Genomic DNA, 19,677 nt, shown 5'->3' on the forward strand with positions numbered 1-19,677 from the left:
AACGTCGTTATCATACTGGAAGAAAGAGTCGTACACCGTGGCACCGGAATCCACCAGGGATTCAAAGATGCTCTCTAGCCCGCCGACACTGGTGTAATGGACGACTCGGTCGTATTGCAGGGTGCCGTCGGCGGCATCGATCGTGACTGTGCCCGCAGCTGGGTCGACCACGGTGGTGTGCAAGACACCGATGCGGTCGTTGTACTTGGTCGCGTTGCCTTCATACTGCCAAGTGCGCGCACCGGTCGCACCAAGGGCGATCTCAGAGGTCGGACGGTTCAACGCATCGTATTGCCACTGCGTATCGCCCCCACCCTCGGTCGGTTCCTGACCTTCTTCGATCGGAACGCCGGTGTCGTAGGCTAATCGGGTGCGATTGCCCGCGGAGTCATAGTGAAACTGGATGACCTCCCCGTTGGGGCTATCAATTTGCGAGATCTGCCCGGTAAGCGGATCATAACTGTAGTCCGTTCCATGCCCAGCCCCATTGAACGACGTTTCCAGGCGACCAGTAACCTCGTCGTAGTTGTTGTAGGCTTCGAGAACCCAGTTTGCGGGCTGCAAGGTGCCGTTGTGATCGGTAACCGCTTCCCAGTACTCAGAATTGATCAGCACCCCGTCGCTACGTCTGAGTGTTCTAGTCTTGCGGACCTGAGAGGTATCGGAGGGCGTGGGCAGAGACAAATCGTAATGATTTGTCGCCGGGAAGGATGCTGTTTCGACCTGGACGCTGCCGGGCGAGTAGTCGTAGTAGTATATCGTCGTTGGGACATCGTCCGAGGCGATTATGTCGTTTGGATCGGGAACCTGGACAATGATCGGGGAACCTTGAGAGTCAATGCGGGTACGAGTGGCACGGCGCAGGCGATGTTCACTAGGAATGATCCCGCTTCCATCACCAGCAAGCGTGACATACTCGATCTGGTGCCAGCCGCTATAGGGACTCTCATAGTCGAAATAGTCCACCGCGTTGAAAATCGTGTGCGAGCCGAGCATGGTGACGGTATTGCGCAGCCGACCGCGCTGGTCGTATTGAAATTCAACATTGGCCGTCGGCAGGCCGGATTCGCTGGGCATGATCGTCTGTCCGATCAACCTCCCACCCTTGTCGTACTGGTAGTCGGTGATCGCCCCGGCAGCATTCTTGCTTCGTACTAACTGGTCTGCAGCATCCAGCCACTGGATCGTCACTTCACCGGTGCGCGAGGTGGCAATGACTTTCGTGGCGCCACCGCGCGAGGGGTCTGATGGATCAAATGAACTTTCATATTGATAGTCAATCGTCGCCGCCGCGGTACCAGGTTCAACGGTGGCTAACGGATCTTTGGTTTCTCGTAGACGTCCCCGTTCGTCGTATTTGAAGGTCGTTTCGAAGTCTTGCTTTGTGTAACCACCGGAGCCATCGGGGGTGAAGCGGGATTCAGTTTGCTTGAGCACATCCCCAGCGGCATTGGTTTCGACGATGAGATAGGGCGTTTGATAGCGGTGATCGGTCAACTTGGTGGTAAAGCCAAGTTCATCGTATTGGCTTGTTGAGTAGGTCAACGGATCTTTTTGTACCGTCGTCTGACCCAAGCCGTTGCTGTCAATCCTACCGTTGGCCGTAAAGGGTTGTAGGCCGGCGATTGTGGTCTGGGTCGGGTAGCTGGATTGATACGATTTTTCATTCACACCGGTGACGGTCGTGTCATTGGTGAGATTGAATTGGGTTTCACGGATTTCACCAAAGTCATTGAGTATGGACTTGGTGATGTGTTTTTCGTCCGCGAAACCAATGTCGCCAGCGATCTGGTTGTGGGAAACCCACTTTGACCGTGAGACGGGATCAAAGTAATACTGGGTTGTTATTCCGTCGAGGGTATCACCATCGTCGTGGAAGACCTTCTTTAAGGTGCCATCGTTGTAGTATTCGAATTTCGTTGTCCGCGACACATCGACGGAGGTCAGTGAACTCGACGAGTAGATCCGATACGCGGCGGACTGGGCAGCAACATGTTCAGTCAACATTCCAGCATCGTTGTACTTCCATACTTCACGTACGTCTTCGTCGGTGCCGGCAGTCGCGTTGAACAACGGAGCTACCGTCGCCACCACACGACCATCGGCGTTGTACTCAAATTCCTGAGCCTGCAATATCGTTCCGTAGTCGTTCTCAATCAAACTAGCCAGGTTAAGCCCCGTCTTGTCGTAGACGAAGTTTGTTACACCGACGATTGCTCCCGAATCTTTGGATGTGATCTCATTGATAAATCCGAGTGTATCATAGCCATAGTGCGTTTCGTGGTTCTCAGAATATTCCGAGTCTTTGACCGTAGTCTTTTCTAGTTTTCCATCAGTTCGGTAGACATAATCGGTCTCCAAGCCCCGCGTATCGATTGACTGTTTCAGTCGCCCGATGTTTCCATCTTCGCCAACAGGATGGTACTCCCAAGTCTCCACGGCATCCTTTCCAGCTTCGTTGGTGGTTTGCTGGTCTCCACCGCGGATGGTGCGTTTCTTGGTCAGCCGCCCATCAACTTGACGAGTGTATTCGGTTCTCCCCGTCCACACTCCAGCGGAGACGGTGCCACTGGTGATCAATAGCCCCAACGCGTCGAGTTGTTCGTCATCCGTTTCATAGTGAAACACGTCTGTTGCGGCCAGTTTGGACCGATGAGTGAGATTTCCCCGATAGTCGTCGGGATCGTATTGCCAGTACCCATCGGCGGTGCCAGGGTCGGTGTCCTGGTAGGTTGGCGCAATCTGGTAGTCATATCGGTAGCGAGTCTCGTACTGGTCGCTACTAGTAAAAACAACTGGGTTACCCAGCACGTCACGCTCCCATGATTCAGTGGTAAGCGTTTGGTTCGCAAACAGGGACTCGACTTTACCAAGATGTCCATGGAGGTTCATGGTGTAGCGAATTTCTTTGTCGCCAGAGATAGGCTGAGCGTCCCAGTTCTCGTCAAGCTTCTCAAACCCGGAGACGGTTACGGTTTTGGCGACCAGCGGATCCAGTGGGACACCGCCCGCCTGGGCGGGTCGCTGGACCATCCCGGCTAGTGCCGCGGGGACGATATCAGTAAGAAGCTGATTTGTCGGTCCACCGATGGTGATTTTGGCTAATCCCAGCAGAGCGTCAGACGCTGTGCGTGAGTAGGTGAACTTCGTGTTCACAGTCTGTAGGCTATCTTGAACGACCCAGCGAACGTTCGTCAGCTGGCCTTCGGTGTAATCGAATTGCCGAATACGATCGACTGTGGTTTGTCCGGATCCGCCAGTCACGGAATTGTTGTGGTTGATTTGATGCAGGTACTGCGAGCCGTTTTGTGATGTGTACTCCAGATTCACAGTATAGCTGAGGTTTTCAAGTTCGAACTGGGTGACGACATCACCGGTTCGATTCAGCAGCACTTTCTGGCCATCAGAGGCGACAATTGCAGTCAAATCACCACGGTCTTGAGTCGCCGTTTCACGTTCAAACGATACACCGCGGCGCTGGGCAGCCGAGGGCGATGTTTCGGGATCAAAATCAATACCCGGTTGTTCGATGCGGTTGATGAGGTACTGGATTTCGCCGTCGACCTCCCAGCGATAGAAGATGTATTCGGTTCCATCGGGTGTTTTGTAAACCAATTCGTCCGGCTTGCCTGCGTCGTGGGTCTCCGGATGGTCGTAATCAAACGGGTCGTGGCGGGCTGTCAATGTGCCGTATCGACGAGCGTCTTCGAACCCCTTGCGATTCATGCCGCTTGACTTCGATCCCGCCTGAATGGTCGGCAGCACCATCGGTAAAGCGAGATCGGCAACGGTTAAGTCACTGTAGTCGAAGATGATCGGTTCGGCACCGGGAAAAGAGAGGATCAGCCTATCGTCAAAGCCGTCACGATTCCACGACAAGGAATGTGAGACGCCGCCATCGTAGCGGTCCAGGTTGAGCGTGGGGACGCCTTCCAGGGCCCAGCCATCACCGAAGATCGCATCGTCACCTTGATGGACGATCACGGCCGTTTGGCCGTAGTTGGTGTAAACAGAACCACCGATTTGGAGTTCGAGCTTCCAGTTATATAGTCCAGTCTGCGTGGGTGCTTGTCCTACAGGCAGCGCAACCACGTCCTTGCCCTCGCTAAAGTTCAAACTAAACGAATCGCTAGATGTGATTTCATTGCCGTAAGGGGATTCCGGTGACACTTCAGAAAATGCGTCATACCAAGTCAGCGTGGCGTCGACCCATTCGCCCCCTTCCATCCCATCGGGAACGCGTATTTCAGCTTGAATTACGGGAACTTGTTTGCCATCCAAGTGGACAGTCGAGGAATCGTAGATCAATCCCGGAAGTGAAAGCTCCGACGTGCCGCCGGAACCGTCCAGAGGCAGCGGATGGGAGACAAGGAAACTGCCACCGACCAGATCAACTGGAGTATCGCCAACTAACTCAAAGCTGCGATTGTATCCAACGTCGACCGCGTCAACCTGAATCAATTGCTCTTTCCCGGAGAGCACACTGCCGCCGACCACCGTAGCCCCGTCGACGGTCGATACCCAAGACTGAGTGGGCTGATCCACCATCTCTTCGCCGACGGGCAGTTCTTTTGCCGGGTCGATTTCGATCTGCAAAACACGAACTGGGTTATGAACGGTCGGCGCCAAGAGCACATCTAAAAAGATAGTTTCTGCGCCCGTGTTTCCATTCCAGCGTGTTGCCGAGGGCATGGAGGAGTTAACATCGTCAATTGAAAGCTGATTGTGGAGTTGTACCGTCGAACCAGCAAAGGAGGCAATGAGAAACTTCCCGTCGTCGTCTTGCCAAGTCGCGTCGGAAGCTCTCTGATTGGCCGTTGGATTGATATCACCTACTAGCGGAAGATATCCATCAACGGGCTCGTGTACATCGGCGGATTGTGTGTCGCCAAGCTTGAAACCTCGCGTCTTGACCGCGTAGTTTGAGCCATCATTGAAACCTGCGATCAGAATGGGATCGCCATCTGGATCATATAGCAAGTCATTCAAATCAATTCTCGCTGTGCTACCCAGCTCGACTCGGACCGGCTCACTGTAGAGTTTTGCAGTTGTAGCCTCGGGGCGATGCATGCGATCCCCTCGGAAAACGGGAAGATCGTCCTTAATTAGCACTTCTGAAACGATGTTAGATCCTATTTGGACATCACCCTTCAGAGGGTCCGAGTAGTCGACCCAAAGACTGGTGATAATGGGACGCGAAAGATCGTATCGATAAACATTCCCATTGGCATCTCGCCGAGGCTCTAAAAACGCAGAAGGGAATTGCGGCGTGAATGTCACCGTGTTGTCTGAATTCACCCTCACGTGTTCAAGTGGTACAGACAAATGCTCTTCCTCCTTGGTGATGTCAATGGTTCCATTAACATCATCACCATCTTGGTAAAAGTCGTAAACGGTTTCATACTCATTGACCCAACCCGAGCTTGGCTCCAATAGCTTGAGCTTGATTTCGAAATCGCCCGATAGCTGCACTGAGTCGGGAATGGAGTAGGACGGGATTGGATTGAATGTTAACTCGCCGCGATGCGAAACTTCGTAGGTTTCAACAAGCACTCCCTGTTGAAACTCCAGATCGATGGTCTCAGCGTCGCCAATAGTGCCAGTCAGACGCTCCGGAAAGACTTGATCTTCGTGCGTCACCCACTGGATTGGTTGAGAAGTATCCGGTGGTGATTCATCATCATCAGGAGGATTGAGATCCCGTTTCTTGCTATCGTCGTAGGACTTCGGATTACACACCAGAGGATCCGACCCTTGTCCATAGGCTTCTCCGCACGTCGTCACCGAAAACGTACCGTCACCATGATAGAACACGACGACCTGGTCATTCCCTTCGCCGCTGCCGCTTCCCGGCGGTGGTGGATAGTCCGGTGCGGAGGAACCACCGTTCGGCGGCGCTCCCGATCCGCTGCCATCATCCGGTGGTCCCGAACTACCTGAACCACCTCCTCCACCGGAGGACCCCGAACCACCGGAACTACTGCCAAAGGATAGCTCGTTGTCCGAAGTCACCGCGATGCTGGTCGAATCGGACACCACGTCAACGCTCAAGGTCAAACCGCCTGCCATGGAATCGGAAGATGTGACTTGATAGGTGAAGGTCTGCTGAAAAGTCTCGCCGGGATCGATCAGGGGCCAACTAATCAAGCTACCGCCTAGGTTGGTTGAGACCTGGACGTTGGTTTGCGGCACTGGACCGTCGTTAGTCACCATCACGGTGAACGTCACGAAGTCGCCGGTACTGTAGGAACCGGAAGCATCATTGTCGGCGTTTTGAGGTTCCGCGAAATCGATTGCCAACGATGGAATCAGTGCCACGACCGTGGTGGTCTCGGCCTCGATGGGATCATCGATTATATGCTCCGTGATAACTTCCGCCAGGATCTGGATGGTTCCCCCGTCCATGTCCGCTTGCGTGATGATATGGGTTCCGGTGAACACGTGACCCTCCCCGCCCAGGAGGTAGCTAAGCGACTCAGAATCCAGGTCAACCGGAGTCGCAGTGATCTCGATGTATCGCTGGGCAACGGTACCTGTGTTGGTCAGAGTGAAGTCATAGGTCAACGTGTCACCGACCGAATAGTCACCCGAAACGTCCTGGTCGGCATTTTGAGGTTCGGAGATGACCAACTGCATCGAGTCGATCAAGACCTCATCACTCACAATCGTTGCTCCAACAGTTGGATAATTGAGTGTTACAGGACGGGAAATACCGCTGATCTGTAGTTGAAACTGCTCGTTGTACTCGAAGTGATCATCCCCGGCGACGGCAATTGTAATCGTCTTGCTGGTCTCTCCAGGAGCAAACACGACACGTCCCTTGGGCATGAGTCCGCCGACAAAATCGTCGATCCCAGCGGGATCCAGACCAACACCGGAAACTTTGTAGCTGACGGCAAGGCTTTCGCTAGAATCACTTCGAGTCAGCTCAAAATCATAATACTGGGTTTGTCCGATGCCTTTTTCTTGTCGGATGACATGATTTTGCGTGAAAGCAAGGTGATTGGTGATTTCCAAGGCACCAATGTCCGAGGGCAGCAAGTTTCCGTATGCCATGTCCACATACCGAACGCTCCCCCGCTGGTCTGTCAGTTGGATCTTGCCTTCCGCCACTGGGCCGGAGTCGATCAGTGGGCTTTGCACATCGGGGGTGTGCGTCCACGTCCCCGAATTCAATGGCAGTAGCAATGGATCCAATACATTCTGCGGTGTGCCAACTTTATCGTTATTCCAAAATGAATCGAATCGAACCTCTGTGCCCGGCGGGATTTGGGTCCAGTTGACAGGTGACGCAATTTGAAGGCTCTCATTGATGTGGATGACGTTTCCGACGACTCTGGTAGCAGTGAAACTGTGCTCGTTAACGAGAATGCCGAACGGCACCTGTGGCAGTCCGAACGGATCGGTAACCGTGACCGTGTTTGCCTGAATATCAACGTCGTAGACCTGAGTCGGTTGCTGACCAAGCGCGCCGATAAAGTTGTACCCAGCGGAAATGAAATTTCCTTTGATATCAGCAGAGTCGACCACGGAAAGTGTGTTTCCGCCAACGAGACTTGATCGAATTGCGGTCTTACCCTCGGAAATAATTCCACTGGTTTGCGGCGCTTGATTGCCAGCGATCGTGACGAATTCGAGATCTATGTCTGAGCCCTTCGATACATAGACCGCGCCAGCGTCCGCCGTGGCGGCGTTGCCAGAGAACGTTGTGTTCTTAATCACCGCGGTGGACTGCGACAGGTACAATCCGCCTCCGGTTCCTGTTGTTTGGTTGTCAATCAGTGAAACACGGCCAAGAGAGATGTTGGAAGACTCGGCGTAGATCGCTCCCCCATCGCTGGCCGCATTATTAATAAATACGGAATCCCATGAATGGAATGTTCCGTTGTCGACGTAGACAGCACCTCCTGGCAAACCGCCCACGCCACCAGTCACTTGGACACCTTCAAGATAAAGGATTCCGCCAGGGTGAATTTCGAAAACGCGATCCAATTGCTGTGCGTCGATGATGGTTGAATGACTTCCGGACCCGACAATCGATACAAAACCGGTGATATCGATATCACCAGTTGCTTCGTCGGCCAGGATGTCGGGTGCAGCCAACGAATATGTGCCAGAACTGAGTTGGATAACCGCCTTGCCGCCGAAAGCATTGGCTTCCATTACTGCGGCACGCAATGTGCGATCGCCATTTGCGGTCGCAATCATCCCGTCACCCGCATCGACGTCGGGGATATCCGCTGTACTGCTTGTGATTTCTATGCTTAGTGATTCAACGGCACCGAAGTCCATCGCCACCGAACCCCGGTGGTCACCGTCAACGAATCGATTGGCTCCCATCTGATCAACGGCGAGGAACAGTGTGGCGGTCGCCGGGATGTCGCTGATGCCTTGCGTTCCCCGGGCGCTCCGAATCACATCAATGGTGTAGGTTCCATCAAAATTGTCTATCACGTCGGTGACCAGCATACGTTCGTCCATGACCTGGACTTCGAACTGTCTAGCCTTGGGGATATGAAACGGTTGAACCAGGACAGAGGTTTCCCCAAGTGCAAATTGTTCAAGTAGCTGGATGCGTTGGCCGGCAAAGCCATAGTTCAGAGGATGATCCTGGGGATGAAACTGGGGGCCCGTTCCGTAGAGACCGCGTTCCACAATCAAGGCACCTTCCAGAGAGTCCCATCCTCGTACGGAAAGACGCTCCGAGCCAATTGTGATCTCGTAGGGGAAATCCGGAACGTCCAGATTGGCTTCAGTGCGTAGGAAACGCTCAGGATTTTGCACATATAGCCGATTGTCGTGATAGTCGTCCGTTAGGTGCGAAGCGAGACGGTCGCTGATTCCAAACAACAGTGTTTCGCTGGCCTGATCGACAATTGGGCTGCCATTGTTGGCTCTCCGACCGCCCAGGCCATCACCATGATCGGACAGGATGGCGAGATCCGCGTCACCACTGGCGATCTGTTCAATCCGAATCGCGTCAGCCGGAATACCATCGATCGTCCCATGAATTTGAACTGTCAACTCTTCCGCCGTAGTCACACGATCCAGGGCAATCCATCGTTGAGAATGTGACTGCAATAGCTGCTGACGCTCGGGTTCGTACGCCGGTATCGAAACACCAAGATACCGATCGAGGTACGATTGTTTCAAATAGTATTCATTATCTCGAAATGATTCTTCGAAGGAACCATCTGGGGAGTCTCCCGTAGCGAAATCATATTCCAAGTCGCGATAGGAGTAGTATCGACTGCCGTCTGGATTGAGCTGGCCCTGGCTTACCAACTCGTCGTCGGCGTAGATTGAGAATGGTAGGGTCGACGTATAGGAAGAGGATACGAAATAAACACCAGAGGCAAGACCAGAAAAGGTCCATTCAGCGATCGCATTTTCATGCAGGACGGTATGGGAACCGGCAAAACTCGATGCAGAATCTTCGAGTGTGCTATTGCCACTGATGACGGCGTGGGAATCGTCCGCGATTTTTCGCAAACGTTCAGAAATCGAAGGGGTATTAAACTCGTAGCGGTTTTCCTCGGGAGGTTCTTCGTTTTTTAGGTAAGCCGCCTGGTACCGGTCAATGATGTTTGCAGTGTGCGTTACACAAACGGCTGCTTCCACACCTGATGGAGGACTTCCAGGCAAACTGATTTCGTAGCTGCCACCGTTGGACATAAAGTCATGAGCCAAATACCAGGAGTGATCGCGGGAGGAGTCATTGGTGATTTCCAATGGGGACGTGTTGGTGGCCGGCCAAGAGGCCAATATGTAGTGACGCCCTTTTGGTACGTCGTCGATCTGCCAAGTGGATTCGCCATGGGTGGTCGTTTGATATTGCATACTTCCTGCTGGATCGCACATAGGTGCTTCAGTAAACGCCAGCGAAGTTTGGAAATCGTAAAGTCCCTCAACCGCGCCGTCCACCGAATCATTGCCGCTGGGCGTAGTGTCAAGTCCCTCGAGGGTTTCTAAAATGGCAGGAGTCACCGTGTGGCTGATCTGCCGAAGTCGTACGGCATCCGCAATTCCTTCGCCGGCCGGAAACAACATTTTGACCGTCAGATCACTGGGCAAATGCTCCCATTTCGACTCGTCTTCCGGATCATATTGAGGGTCAATATAGGTGTCCATGACAGGGAGGCTGTCATGCAAAACTAACCATTTTTTCCTGGTAAGCGGATCGTAGGAAACTCGATTGAAGGCAATTGCTTCTGTTCCGACGGGATATGATTGGGCAGAGGTACCATAAGCACCTCGTTGAACGTCGTAGGTGATTGTGCCGTTCAGATTGTCGGTTACAGAGAGAACACGAAGTTGCTCCGATCCGACTTGGATTCGCAATCCTGGTCGGAATTCGTCCGAAAATGTAATCCTCGTCTCGCTAATGTCGATTGGTGACAACGCTCTTGTCAGGGCGTCGAACGTCAAGCTAAGCAATTGATTGCCATTGGCGTCATTTACAAACTCAACAGGGAATCCAATGGGGGCAGCGGAATCCAATGGAATTGCAACTTCATAGACGCCGGCCGGCACCTGCTGAAAGTTCCATTTTACCTCCGTCGGATTTGCCGAGTTTTCAAATGAGAGCGAGTCACCTGCGAAGCCTGTAGCGACGGGTTGACCTGCCGTTTGCGAAGTGAATCCAGCGTCCGTGATCACGTTGTCGTCGTCAACGAACAGCAATGCAAGTCGGGGGATGTCGAGGTTGCTGGGAATGTTGGTTGGCGATTCAATCCACGCAGATTGTAAGGTTAAGACTGGCACTGTATTTCCAGGTAGAACCTCCTCCTCCTCTTCCCCTTCTTCAGATGCGCCCGCCCATTCCTTAAGTAGTTCGAGTTCGATGCGTTCATCCGGCATCAAAGATTCGATATAGTTCTGGAAGCGTTGCGATTCGGGGAGTTCGCCCATTTCACCGGTGCCGAACCCCGTTGAGGCATGGTGCACGCTGGCCCCTGTCAGCACTGAGTTTTCGATAACCAGTCCCAACGTGTCTTGGACAAACTTTTCGCCGAGATCCAAAAACCCATGTTCCGCCCAACCAGCCTCGTCGCCGCCGGGGTCGACTGGCTGGTAGAAGCGATAGTCATAATTCGCGTATCGTGTTGGGTTGTCACCGGCAAACATCGACGTCCGAATGGCTGATACCGAGGCGACTTTGCCGTATGACCCGCTATCGGCAAACGTCGAATTCTCGATTACTGTCGAGGGAGCAAAGTCGGTAACAACGCTGCGAAGCACAGCTTGGTCAGGATTGTAGTAAGTCGAATCAGTGGGGGGATCGACGGTCCCGTTGATGTAAAAGTTAGGCAGAACAGCATTGTCGCTGATGGTCGAATTGGTCACCGTCATCCCGCCGGGAAGTGCCCAGAGATGTGCTCCCTGGTCAAACCTGATCGGGATGGTTCCCCGGCGACCACGCTCGATGTGCAAGACTCCGCGAGAGGGATCAATTCCAGTAACCGTCACGACTTCCATTGCTGACACTCTCGGTTTGATCGAAGGGAACTTGACGGCGGTGTTTCCTCCTCGAGTGTCGGTTAGCACTCGTTCGACTTCTGAATTAACCATCTGCGCCAAAGGTGGAAGTGCGTCTTCTGGCGGGTACAGTCGCTGGTGTAGCGAATACTGATCTGGAAAAGGCGTATACAGATTTCGATCTTCGTCGTAGACCGCGATAATCACGTCCATTGGGAACGAATGATGCTGATAGCTATCAACGTCATCCACCAGCAATTCGCTGCTGTTTTCTGTGTACAGTGTGATCCGCTCCAAAGTATCGATGGGGCGTGGAAATGGGCGGTCAACCGTCAGGGTGCTACTGGAAGGATCGATTTCCAGGACGGTCATGCGCTCGCTCCCGATGGCGATCTCAAGGGGTAGACTGAACCGCAAGAAAGGATCGATGTTGACGACTTGGACCTGATGATCATCCGGTCCGACCGCCCCGTTAACATGCAAGCCGTCGACGCGGTAGTCGGCGTCGATGTTGGCGTTGGCAACTACTGTGTTGGTCGGAATTACGTTTGAGTTCACACGTGTCACGTCCAGTGTTTGAGTCACCTCATCAACGCTATTGAGCATGAAGACGTCATCATTCACGCTAATCTCAAAAGGCGTATCAAGACCTAAGAAGCCTTTGGCAGATGAGACATGAAGCGTTTGCTCTGGATCTCCATTGCCATCGACTCCCGCTTCCTGTGTCAAGACAGGTTCAAAATCTTCCACGGAACCTAGGAACTCACCGTGTCCCAAATGGTGAATGGGACTATTCCACCGCCATTCCAGTCCCGTGGAGTAGTTGTTGCTGAATGTCGAGTCTCGAAACTCCAGCGTACCGTTCTCATTAAGCAGTACGGGATAGGTATCTGACAGGTTGTGGTCGATCATTGTTCGAACGATTTCCATTTCCGCCGTAACACCTAGGTTAACAATTGAATGCCGTGCTAGGTTCTGGTATTCGATCGGCCCGTCCGCAGTGCCCCGGAACCCTGAATCGACGATTGTCACTTTTCCTCCCAAGTTTTGAATCGATGCATCGAGCAAAGGGGCTTCGCCGTAGAGCTGTGCGTAAGGAAAACTACCGTTTCCGTCGGCATCCAGCCATGTTCCTTCCCCGGGTCCGGCAAGGCCGTCAATTGAAGGAAGGTACATGTGGTTCGCTGCGGATCTTGTGTATCGCTGCGTTTTGTTGTCCAGAAACTCAGATTGACGTATCGTCATGTTCCCGGTGCGAAAGTTGGCAAACAGGCGCTCGTTGGACGAAAAAGTGGATCCGCTCACGGTGGTGGTTCCTGAATTGAGAATCACCATCGGCGCGAAATAGTTGTCGATCATCGCCGACGAATTGAGAAAGCGGATGTCGTATTGGTCAGCAAAGTGGGAGTCGTGGACATCCAGTCGAGCGTCTACATCGACGAGGATTTCGTTGGACTGATAAAATGCATCCTCGATTCGATCGGTGTAGTGGGCGAGGATGTCGGCGCCGACGTACGTGTAGGAGCTAAGGCCCCCGTTTGCGCGAATCGAGGCACGGTCGATGATCGTATCGCCGTCGTGAAGGTAGATTGCTGCGCCGTCTTGAGCGTTGTTATGCATCGTCGACCCATCGTCGCTTTGGGCCTGCAACTCGTTCCTCGAAATGGCCGTCCCATCACCGACGTAGGCGTTTCCTGAGGCAACAAAGATTCCGCCTCCATAGCGAGAATACAAATTGTGCTCAAGCGTACTATCGAAGAAGGACGCCTCGCCTGATTCTAAATAGAACCCGGCTCCGTCGGCTGCAAAGTTTGATTCAACGCTGGATCCTCGCTCAACAACCGTCGTTGCTCCTGCACTGAAAACACCCCCACCAAAATCTGCGAAATTATCGTTGACGAACGTCTCGACTAGGAACAAAGTGCCAGCGTCATTGAGTACCCCACCTCCACCGGCATGTCCGTCACCAAACATCGCTACTCCATCGGCAATCTGTAGCGAAGCAAGCTCAACGATCGAATTCGGATGTACGTGAAACACACGGTCGAAACCCGCGAAGGACTCGCGGTCGTGATTGAAGCTCTCCAATAGGACTTCTTGCCAGGTGCCCTGTACAGTAACCTGACGAGTAGCGCCGTCGACAAGACTTCCTCGGATCTCAATGTTCCCGTACAAGTCCAAGTCGCCAGTCTGCGATCGCTCTTCATCAGCCCCTCTCAAGTCAAGTGGCACGACCAAGTCTGCATTACCGTCAAAGAGGATTGTTGCCTCGTAGGCTCCGGTTGCAACGCTTGGTTGAGAATAAGAGCCAGCCAGTGCCGAGTGTTCCTGTACAGCAGCTCTAAGTGAAACCTGGTCTCCCGGAGTCGCCAGGTCGATATCCACACGGCCGTCTCCCAGCGGCGTTGCGTCGACCCAATCGTCTAATGAATTCACGAAAAAAGTGCCGAATTCCACTGCACCAACATCAATGGTTCTAACCATATCGGATTCGGCTCCAAGCTCCAGGCCATCAACCACCCGAGCCGCTCCGCGTTGATCCGCGTATGAATAGACATCCACTCCCTGGTCGATGGTTGGACTTCCCACCAACGGCATGTGGGTAGGTGTCATGCCCCCGTTGAACTGAAGCGGCCCCAACAGAGGATCCAGCGGACTGGAGCTATCACCATATTGATCGCCGAGCGTCATACTAAACCCTGTAGCATCCGTGGCATCACCAACAATGTTTCCGCCGAGCGATGCAATTTGGCCTTCAAAGTCAGACGAACTGATGCCCGAGTAAAAGATGGAGTTGGCCGAAGAAACAGAACCCAACGAAGCAAAGTTTGCCCCTGTGTTCGCTTTATTTTCTGCTAACGTGGACGAAATGATCTCCGCGTCGCCTACCGAGTAAACACCCCCACCCCAAACAGCCGCCGTGTTTCCGCTGATGGTCGTGTTCAGCAAAAAAAGTGTCCCATTCAACGAGTTATAAACTGCGCCTCCATCCATCGCGGCAAAGTTATCTGTCAACGTACTTTCGCTAATCGACAAAGTGGCGCCATTGGCATTGAAAACAGCACCGCCGCGACGCGCGGACGATCCGACCAGAGAGTGTCCGTGGGCAAAGACACGCTGCATGTCCAGCGTTCCGGAGTTGTATACCGCACCGCCAGACAGGTTGGTCGCAGTCCTGCCTGGGTCGCCGCTGACTTGCCGCCCGGCGAGAATCAGATCAGAAAATCTAGCGTTCGCATTGGCCTCGATGCGAAACAAACGGAAATCACCATCCGTCCAGATTTCTGTGCCACTTGTGCTTCCTTCGATTTCAATATTGGTGCCAATGACGATTTCACCCAGAAGCAGTCGAATGGACCCGAGTGTTTCAGGAAGCTTGATGATTGTTTTTTCAGCCCCGTTGGAGCTGGCCTGGGAAACTGCTTCTCGGAGTGTTATCGCTCCCGCCGTGGGATTGGTGACATCTGCTGCACTGTTGACTTGAATTACCGCCGGTTTTTCGTTTATGTCCAGGAGCGTCGGCTGAGTATCAAGCACTTCGATCGTAACGCTGATCGGAGGCCCATGCTGTACATCAGCTGAGTCGGAGTCATCGAATGCTCGGTAGCGAAAGGAATCTGTGCCTGAAAACCCTGGAAATGGCGTGTACTCGAAGGCACCAGTATCGTTGACTACGAGTGTTCCAAATCGCGGCTGAGAGACAATCGCGGCTTTTAGGGAATCGTTTTCGTTATCGATGTCATTGGCTAGGAAGCCTGGGTCGGTCACAACGAGCGTTTCGTCTTGATCGGTCGAGTACCAGTTGAGTCGCGATCGAATTGTGATCGGATCATCGGGCGACAAAGCTGCACTCGGTTGGTAGACGGAATATTGAAGGGTAAAACTGAAGTTGCCCGGGCCAACGCCGAAAGAAACAGTCGCGGAGACGTCACCTATGGACTGAGCGTCGAGTTGAATCTCGAAGACTGTCGTATCAAATCCATCATTCAGACCGTCGCTTGCTCCGAGAGGATTGTTTTCGAAGGAGTTGATCAAAGCAGCAGGTGTGGACACGTTGATTGGCTCAACCAGAGAGATTGCACTTGCCTCTTTGTTGATGATCTTGACCTTCCGGTTAGGACTGGCCCCTTGTGCAAACGCACCCAAGTCGATCGTATCGCCTTGGGAGATTGAGAGGCCTCCGATGTAAACCTCAATTTCCGGTGTATCGACGAAGGTCGCTTTCGAGAGAGACAAATGGAATGGTCCGCTCGTTTCCCCAGAGGTGTTCGATCCGGTATTAGTTGGGCTGTACGTTTGATTCCCGGCGGAGGAGACGCCCAGGTAATACGTGCCGCTATTCTGCGTCACGTACGAGAGTAGAGCGTCGGATCCAACGCTTCCGCCATTGTTGTCGTTAAAAGCAACCGCAGCACCAGAACTATTAAACAGACGCAAATAACTGTCCAGACCGCGCCCATCAGAATCCGCATTGGCGATGAGTTCTTCGCCAAATGCAAGATCGATTCTAAACATATCAACATCACCGGCACCGCTGGTGCCGTTGCCGACATAACCATCGAATTCGAACTCCTCATTCGTGTCAAAGGTCACGACGTGAGATATTGACATGGTGTCGCCGACGACGTCTTGAGGCAGCGCGTCGTTATCGTCAATTGTAGCGGTCGCAAAATTTCTGCTGATCGCCGCACCATAAACATTGGAGACCACCAATCGGAATGTCTCGTTAAATTCGCTAACGCCATCATCTAAAATGGGCACAACAACCGATTTAATCGTCTCACCGGGCGAGAAATACAGCAGCCCGCTTTTTGACGTATAATCTCCTGGTGCCACTGCCGTGACATCCTCAGTCCTGTAGTCGAGCGTGACCGGATCGCTGATAGGTTCACTGAGTGAAACTTGAAAAACAACAGATGAAGCATCTTCGTCAACGATTGTGTCGCTGAATGTTAGCGCGGGACCAGGTGGAGGGCTGAGTAGCAACTGAAGCTTGTAGTCACCAGTCGGTCCTGAGTGCCCAGTCCCCTCGGTGGTTGGGTCATAGGACGTGTTGTAGTACGAACTGACTCCAAAGTAAAAAGTCCCAGAGTTGGCAGCTGTGAAATTCAAGTAGCTGTCATTGTATGCTGCATAATAATCGTTACTGGAAGAGGCATTATTATTGCTTTGCAATTGTGTCCCAACGTTGTCGAAGACTCGCAAGAAGCTATTGCTGAGCCCACCCATCGTTTGGTCATCGTAGTAGTGGGCATCGACGTCGATACTTAGCGACTGTCCCTCAATCAGGTCAAAGCGGTACAAGTCAACATCGCTTGCTGCAAAGTCCCCATCGCCGATGGCTTCATTAATTTCTTCCTGAACGTTGGCTTGCAACGAAAGCACCATTGCATCCGACAAATGATCGCCTGGCAGATCGACCGGTGGCGTCTCATTGTCTTGGATTGTTGCAACGCCTGTAGCGTCCAAAACTGCGACACCGGTCACATTGAAAACGGTCAAATCAAATGTTTCCTCAGCTTCCAAGTCGCTATCATCCGTTATCGATACTTGAACGGACTTACTTGTTTCTCCCGCCGCAAAGGTTAACGATCCACTGGTCGCCGAGTAGTCGCTTGTCGCGAGCGCTGTCCCATCACCCGTAACAAAATCAAGAGTAACGCTGCTGCCAAGCGATTGACTGAGAGTGAGTTGGAACGATGCGATGCCGGCGTTTTCGGCGATGACGACGTCACCCACGCTTAGGCTCGGTGCGGCCGATCCATTGGCGAGCAGTTGCAGTTTGTAGGGTCCGGTGGGTCCATAGCTACCGGAACCGGGCGTGTTGGGGTTATATGATGAATTGTATCCCGAGCTTACACCAATGTAGTAGCTAGCTGTCGATGGGGCAGTGAACGACAGGTAACTGTCGTAGCTTGCATAGACGAAATCGTTTGAAGAAGAAGCACTGCTGTTGTACTGCAACTGCATCCCACTGGAGTCAAAAACCCTTAGATAGCTGATCGGGAGTCCGCCATAGGTGCCGTCATCAAAGTACGATCCATCAACATCAACTTCGATCGATTGGCCGCTAGTCATATCAACGCGAAACAAATCCACATCTTTGCTTGCGTGGTTTCCATCGCCGATCGTCGCATCCAACTCCACCATCGTACCTGGAGTCAGCGCAACGAAAAATGCCGAGGCAATACTGTCGCCTTCCAGGTCCGCTGCCAGCATTTGACGCTGTTCGAGTTGTTCGGCCAGATGTCGATGTTTGCGTCGCCGCACCTTTTCTCGTTTGTGACGTCTTAGCAGGTGAGTGATCCATGTTCTGCGTCGTGACATGTCAGTACCGCCTTGGAAAAATGTCCGATAACCAGAAAATATTTTGACGTGCGTTTACTACGCAGTCATAGATTTTCACCAGGCATGACGACATCAATCACGGCCCCTTGCTCACACAAAGCGTGCAGCCCCGATGGACAGGCAACCCGCCAGCATTTGTGAGCGACCAAGAAGTCGCCTATAGCGAAACGAATCGAGGCTTAAAGGCTGCAGGCGATACTTCGCCAATCAGCAGAAGCTTCGAGATACCTACGTCGATGACGTTTCAGAACGAGAAAGACAAGAACGGAACGAGAAGTCTGTTCCGTTAGGGTTAAAAACAATGATTTCATGAAATCGCTACCCCGTTGCAAATTGACTAGATCCTCTGCGAAGAGGATTGTTTTGCCCGAACATAACGAACTGCAATGTTCACTTGCAACAAATTTGTCACCGATTGAAGAAACTAATTTATGTTCTGCACCCCATTTGATCGCCCTGTCAGGGCAAGGAAACGAGCAGCAGGATCGTTTCTGCCATGGTTTGGCGAGCAGAGAGTAACAGTGCCGCCAGCAGCGAGCATCGCAGTGCGTCCCAGCGGACAATCGCATGCAGATCGAGTTATAGAGTGGTGAACGTGGGATTGCTTCGGTGCCAACCATGATCTATTTCATCAACGTCGTGAGTTGCTCGTGTCGGCTTTTTGCTCGGTCGGCGAAGTCGGTGTGTCGGTTGACTGCGCTGCTGGACTGATTCGGTATGGCGGCTGCCAAGTGGTTGAAAATCGAATCCATTGCACAAATGATCGCGGCATCCACCAACAGCTGATTCCAGGGATCCTGGCTGGAGTTTGAGCGAACTGAGTCACGCAGTTCGATCACCGATTGATTGAACGACTGCTTGAGTTCGTCAGTGCAAAACGACGCTCGCTGAATAATTGTTTTCCTCGCAAAATCGGGTAGATCTGTAATCGAATCCACCGCAGCCGGATATTGAATGACAAGCCGTTCAAGATACTCTTTCGCATCGGCGTTTCCAGCTGCTGCCAAGCGGCAAAGACTTTGCAGCAATTGCTGGGTCGATGCGGATGGCAATTGATCGATCGATGACGTCTGGTCCGTCGCGGCGTCTGGTCCGGTGCCACATTTCGTTGGCACCGGCTTGCTGCACTCGTCGATTGCAGGCAGATTGCGGATGAACTTTTGGAGTCGCCGCAGCGAGCGGTCAGCAAACTTTTGAAAACGACTCGCTCGCGTGTTCGCCAGACAGGGCAGCGATGCCAGTAGGCAGCACCGCAGCACGTCCCAGCGAACGATTGTGTGGAGATCGAGCAGTTGGAGATTGAAATCGGGTCCAGTCTCCAATGGCTCCACAGACTCTCGTAGCGAGCGAATACGTTGCTTCAGAGCAATCGACATCAGGTGCGATCCGGATGCCAGACTGTCGATCAGGGCTAAACTGACAAATTGAATCTGTTCTTCTAGGCCGTTGAGCATGATTTGCGTCGCATCGACAATCTTCCGCAACTGGCGGTCCGCCTTGAGGTCGCCCGTTCGGGCTCGCTTGCACCATTGCCGAAGTGTTCTTTTGGGTGGAAGTGTGTTGAGGGCATGTTTGAAGCGTCCCACGTCAGGACAGCCAGATCCGATAGGCGGCACCGTCGTTGGCTGCCAATCCATGAACGGATCCAGCAGAAGCAATTTGGGCAGCGAATCAACGAACAGCGCCAGGGCCTCCATCACGGAATCGATCTCAATGCTCTGCTGCATCAACAGGGTTTCAGATTCGGTTGATCGCTTCACCATGGCTTGATTGACGTTTGATTTTCGCAGCAAGTGATTCACCTTCGGATCGTTTAAGCGTCCGACATGCTCTTTCTTCACTTTTCCATCG

2 protein-coding genes are annotated in these 19,677 nt (G+C 52.8%); both read right to left on the reverse strand.

All coding sequences use genetic code 11. From position 1 onward, the window contains the following. Positions 1 to 17,748, reverse strand: a 17,748-nt coding sequence (locus tag NHH03_RS26760) for a Calx-beta domain-containing protein (protein WP_253161424.1), incomplete at its 3' end; no start/stop codon positions are given. 701 nt (positions 17,749 to 18,449) lie between these two features. Beyond that, positions 18,450 to 19,677, reverse strand: a 1,228-nt coding sequence (locus NHH03_RS26765; protein WP_253161425.1) for a hypothetical protein, incomplete at its 5' end; no start/stop codon positions are given.

It is taken from the genome of Stieleria tagensis, from assembly GCF_024129865.1.
Lineage (GTDB): Bacteria > Planctomycetota > Planctomycetia > Pirellulales > Pirellulaceae > Stieleria > Stieleria tagensis.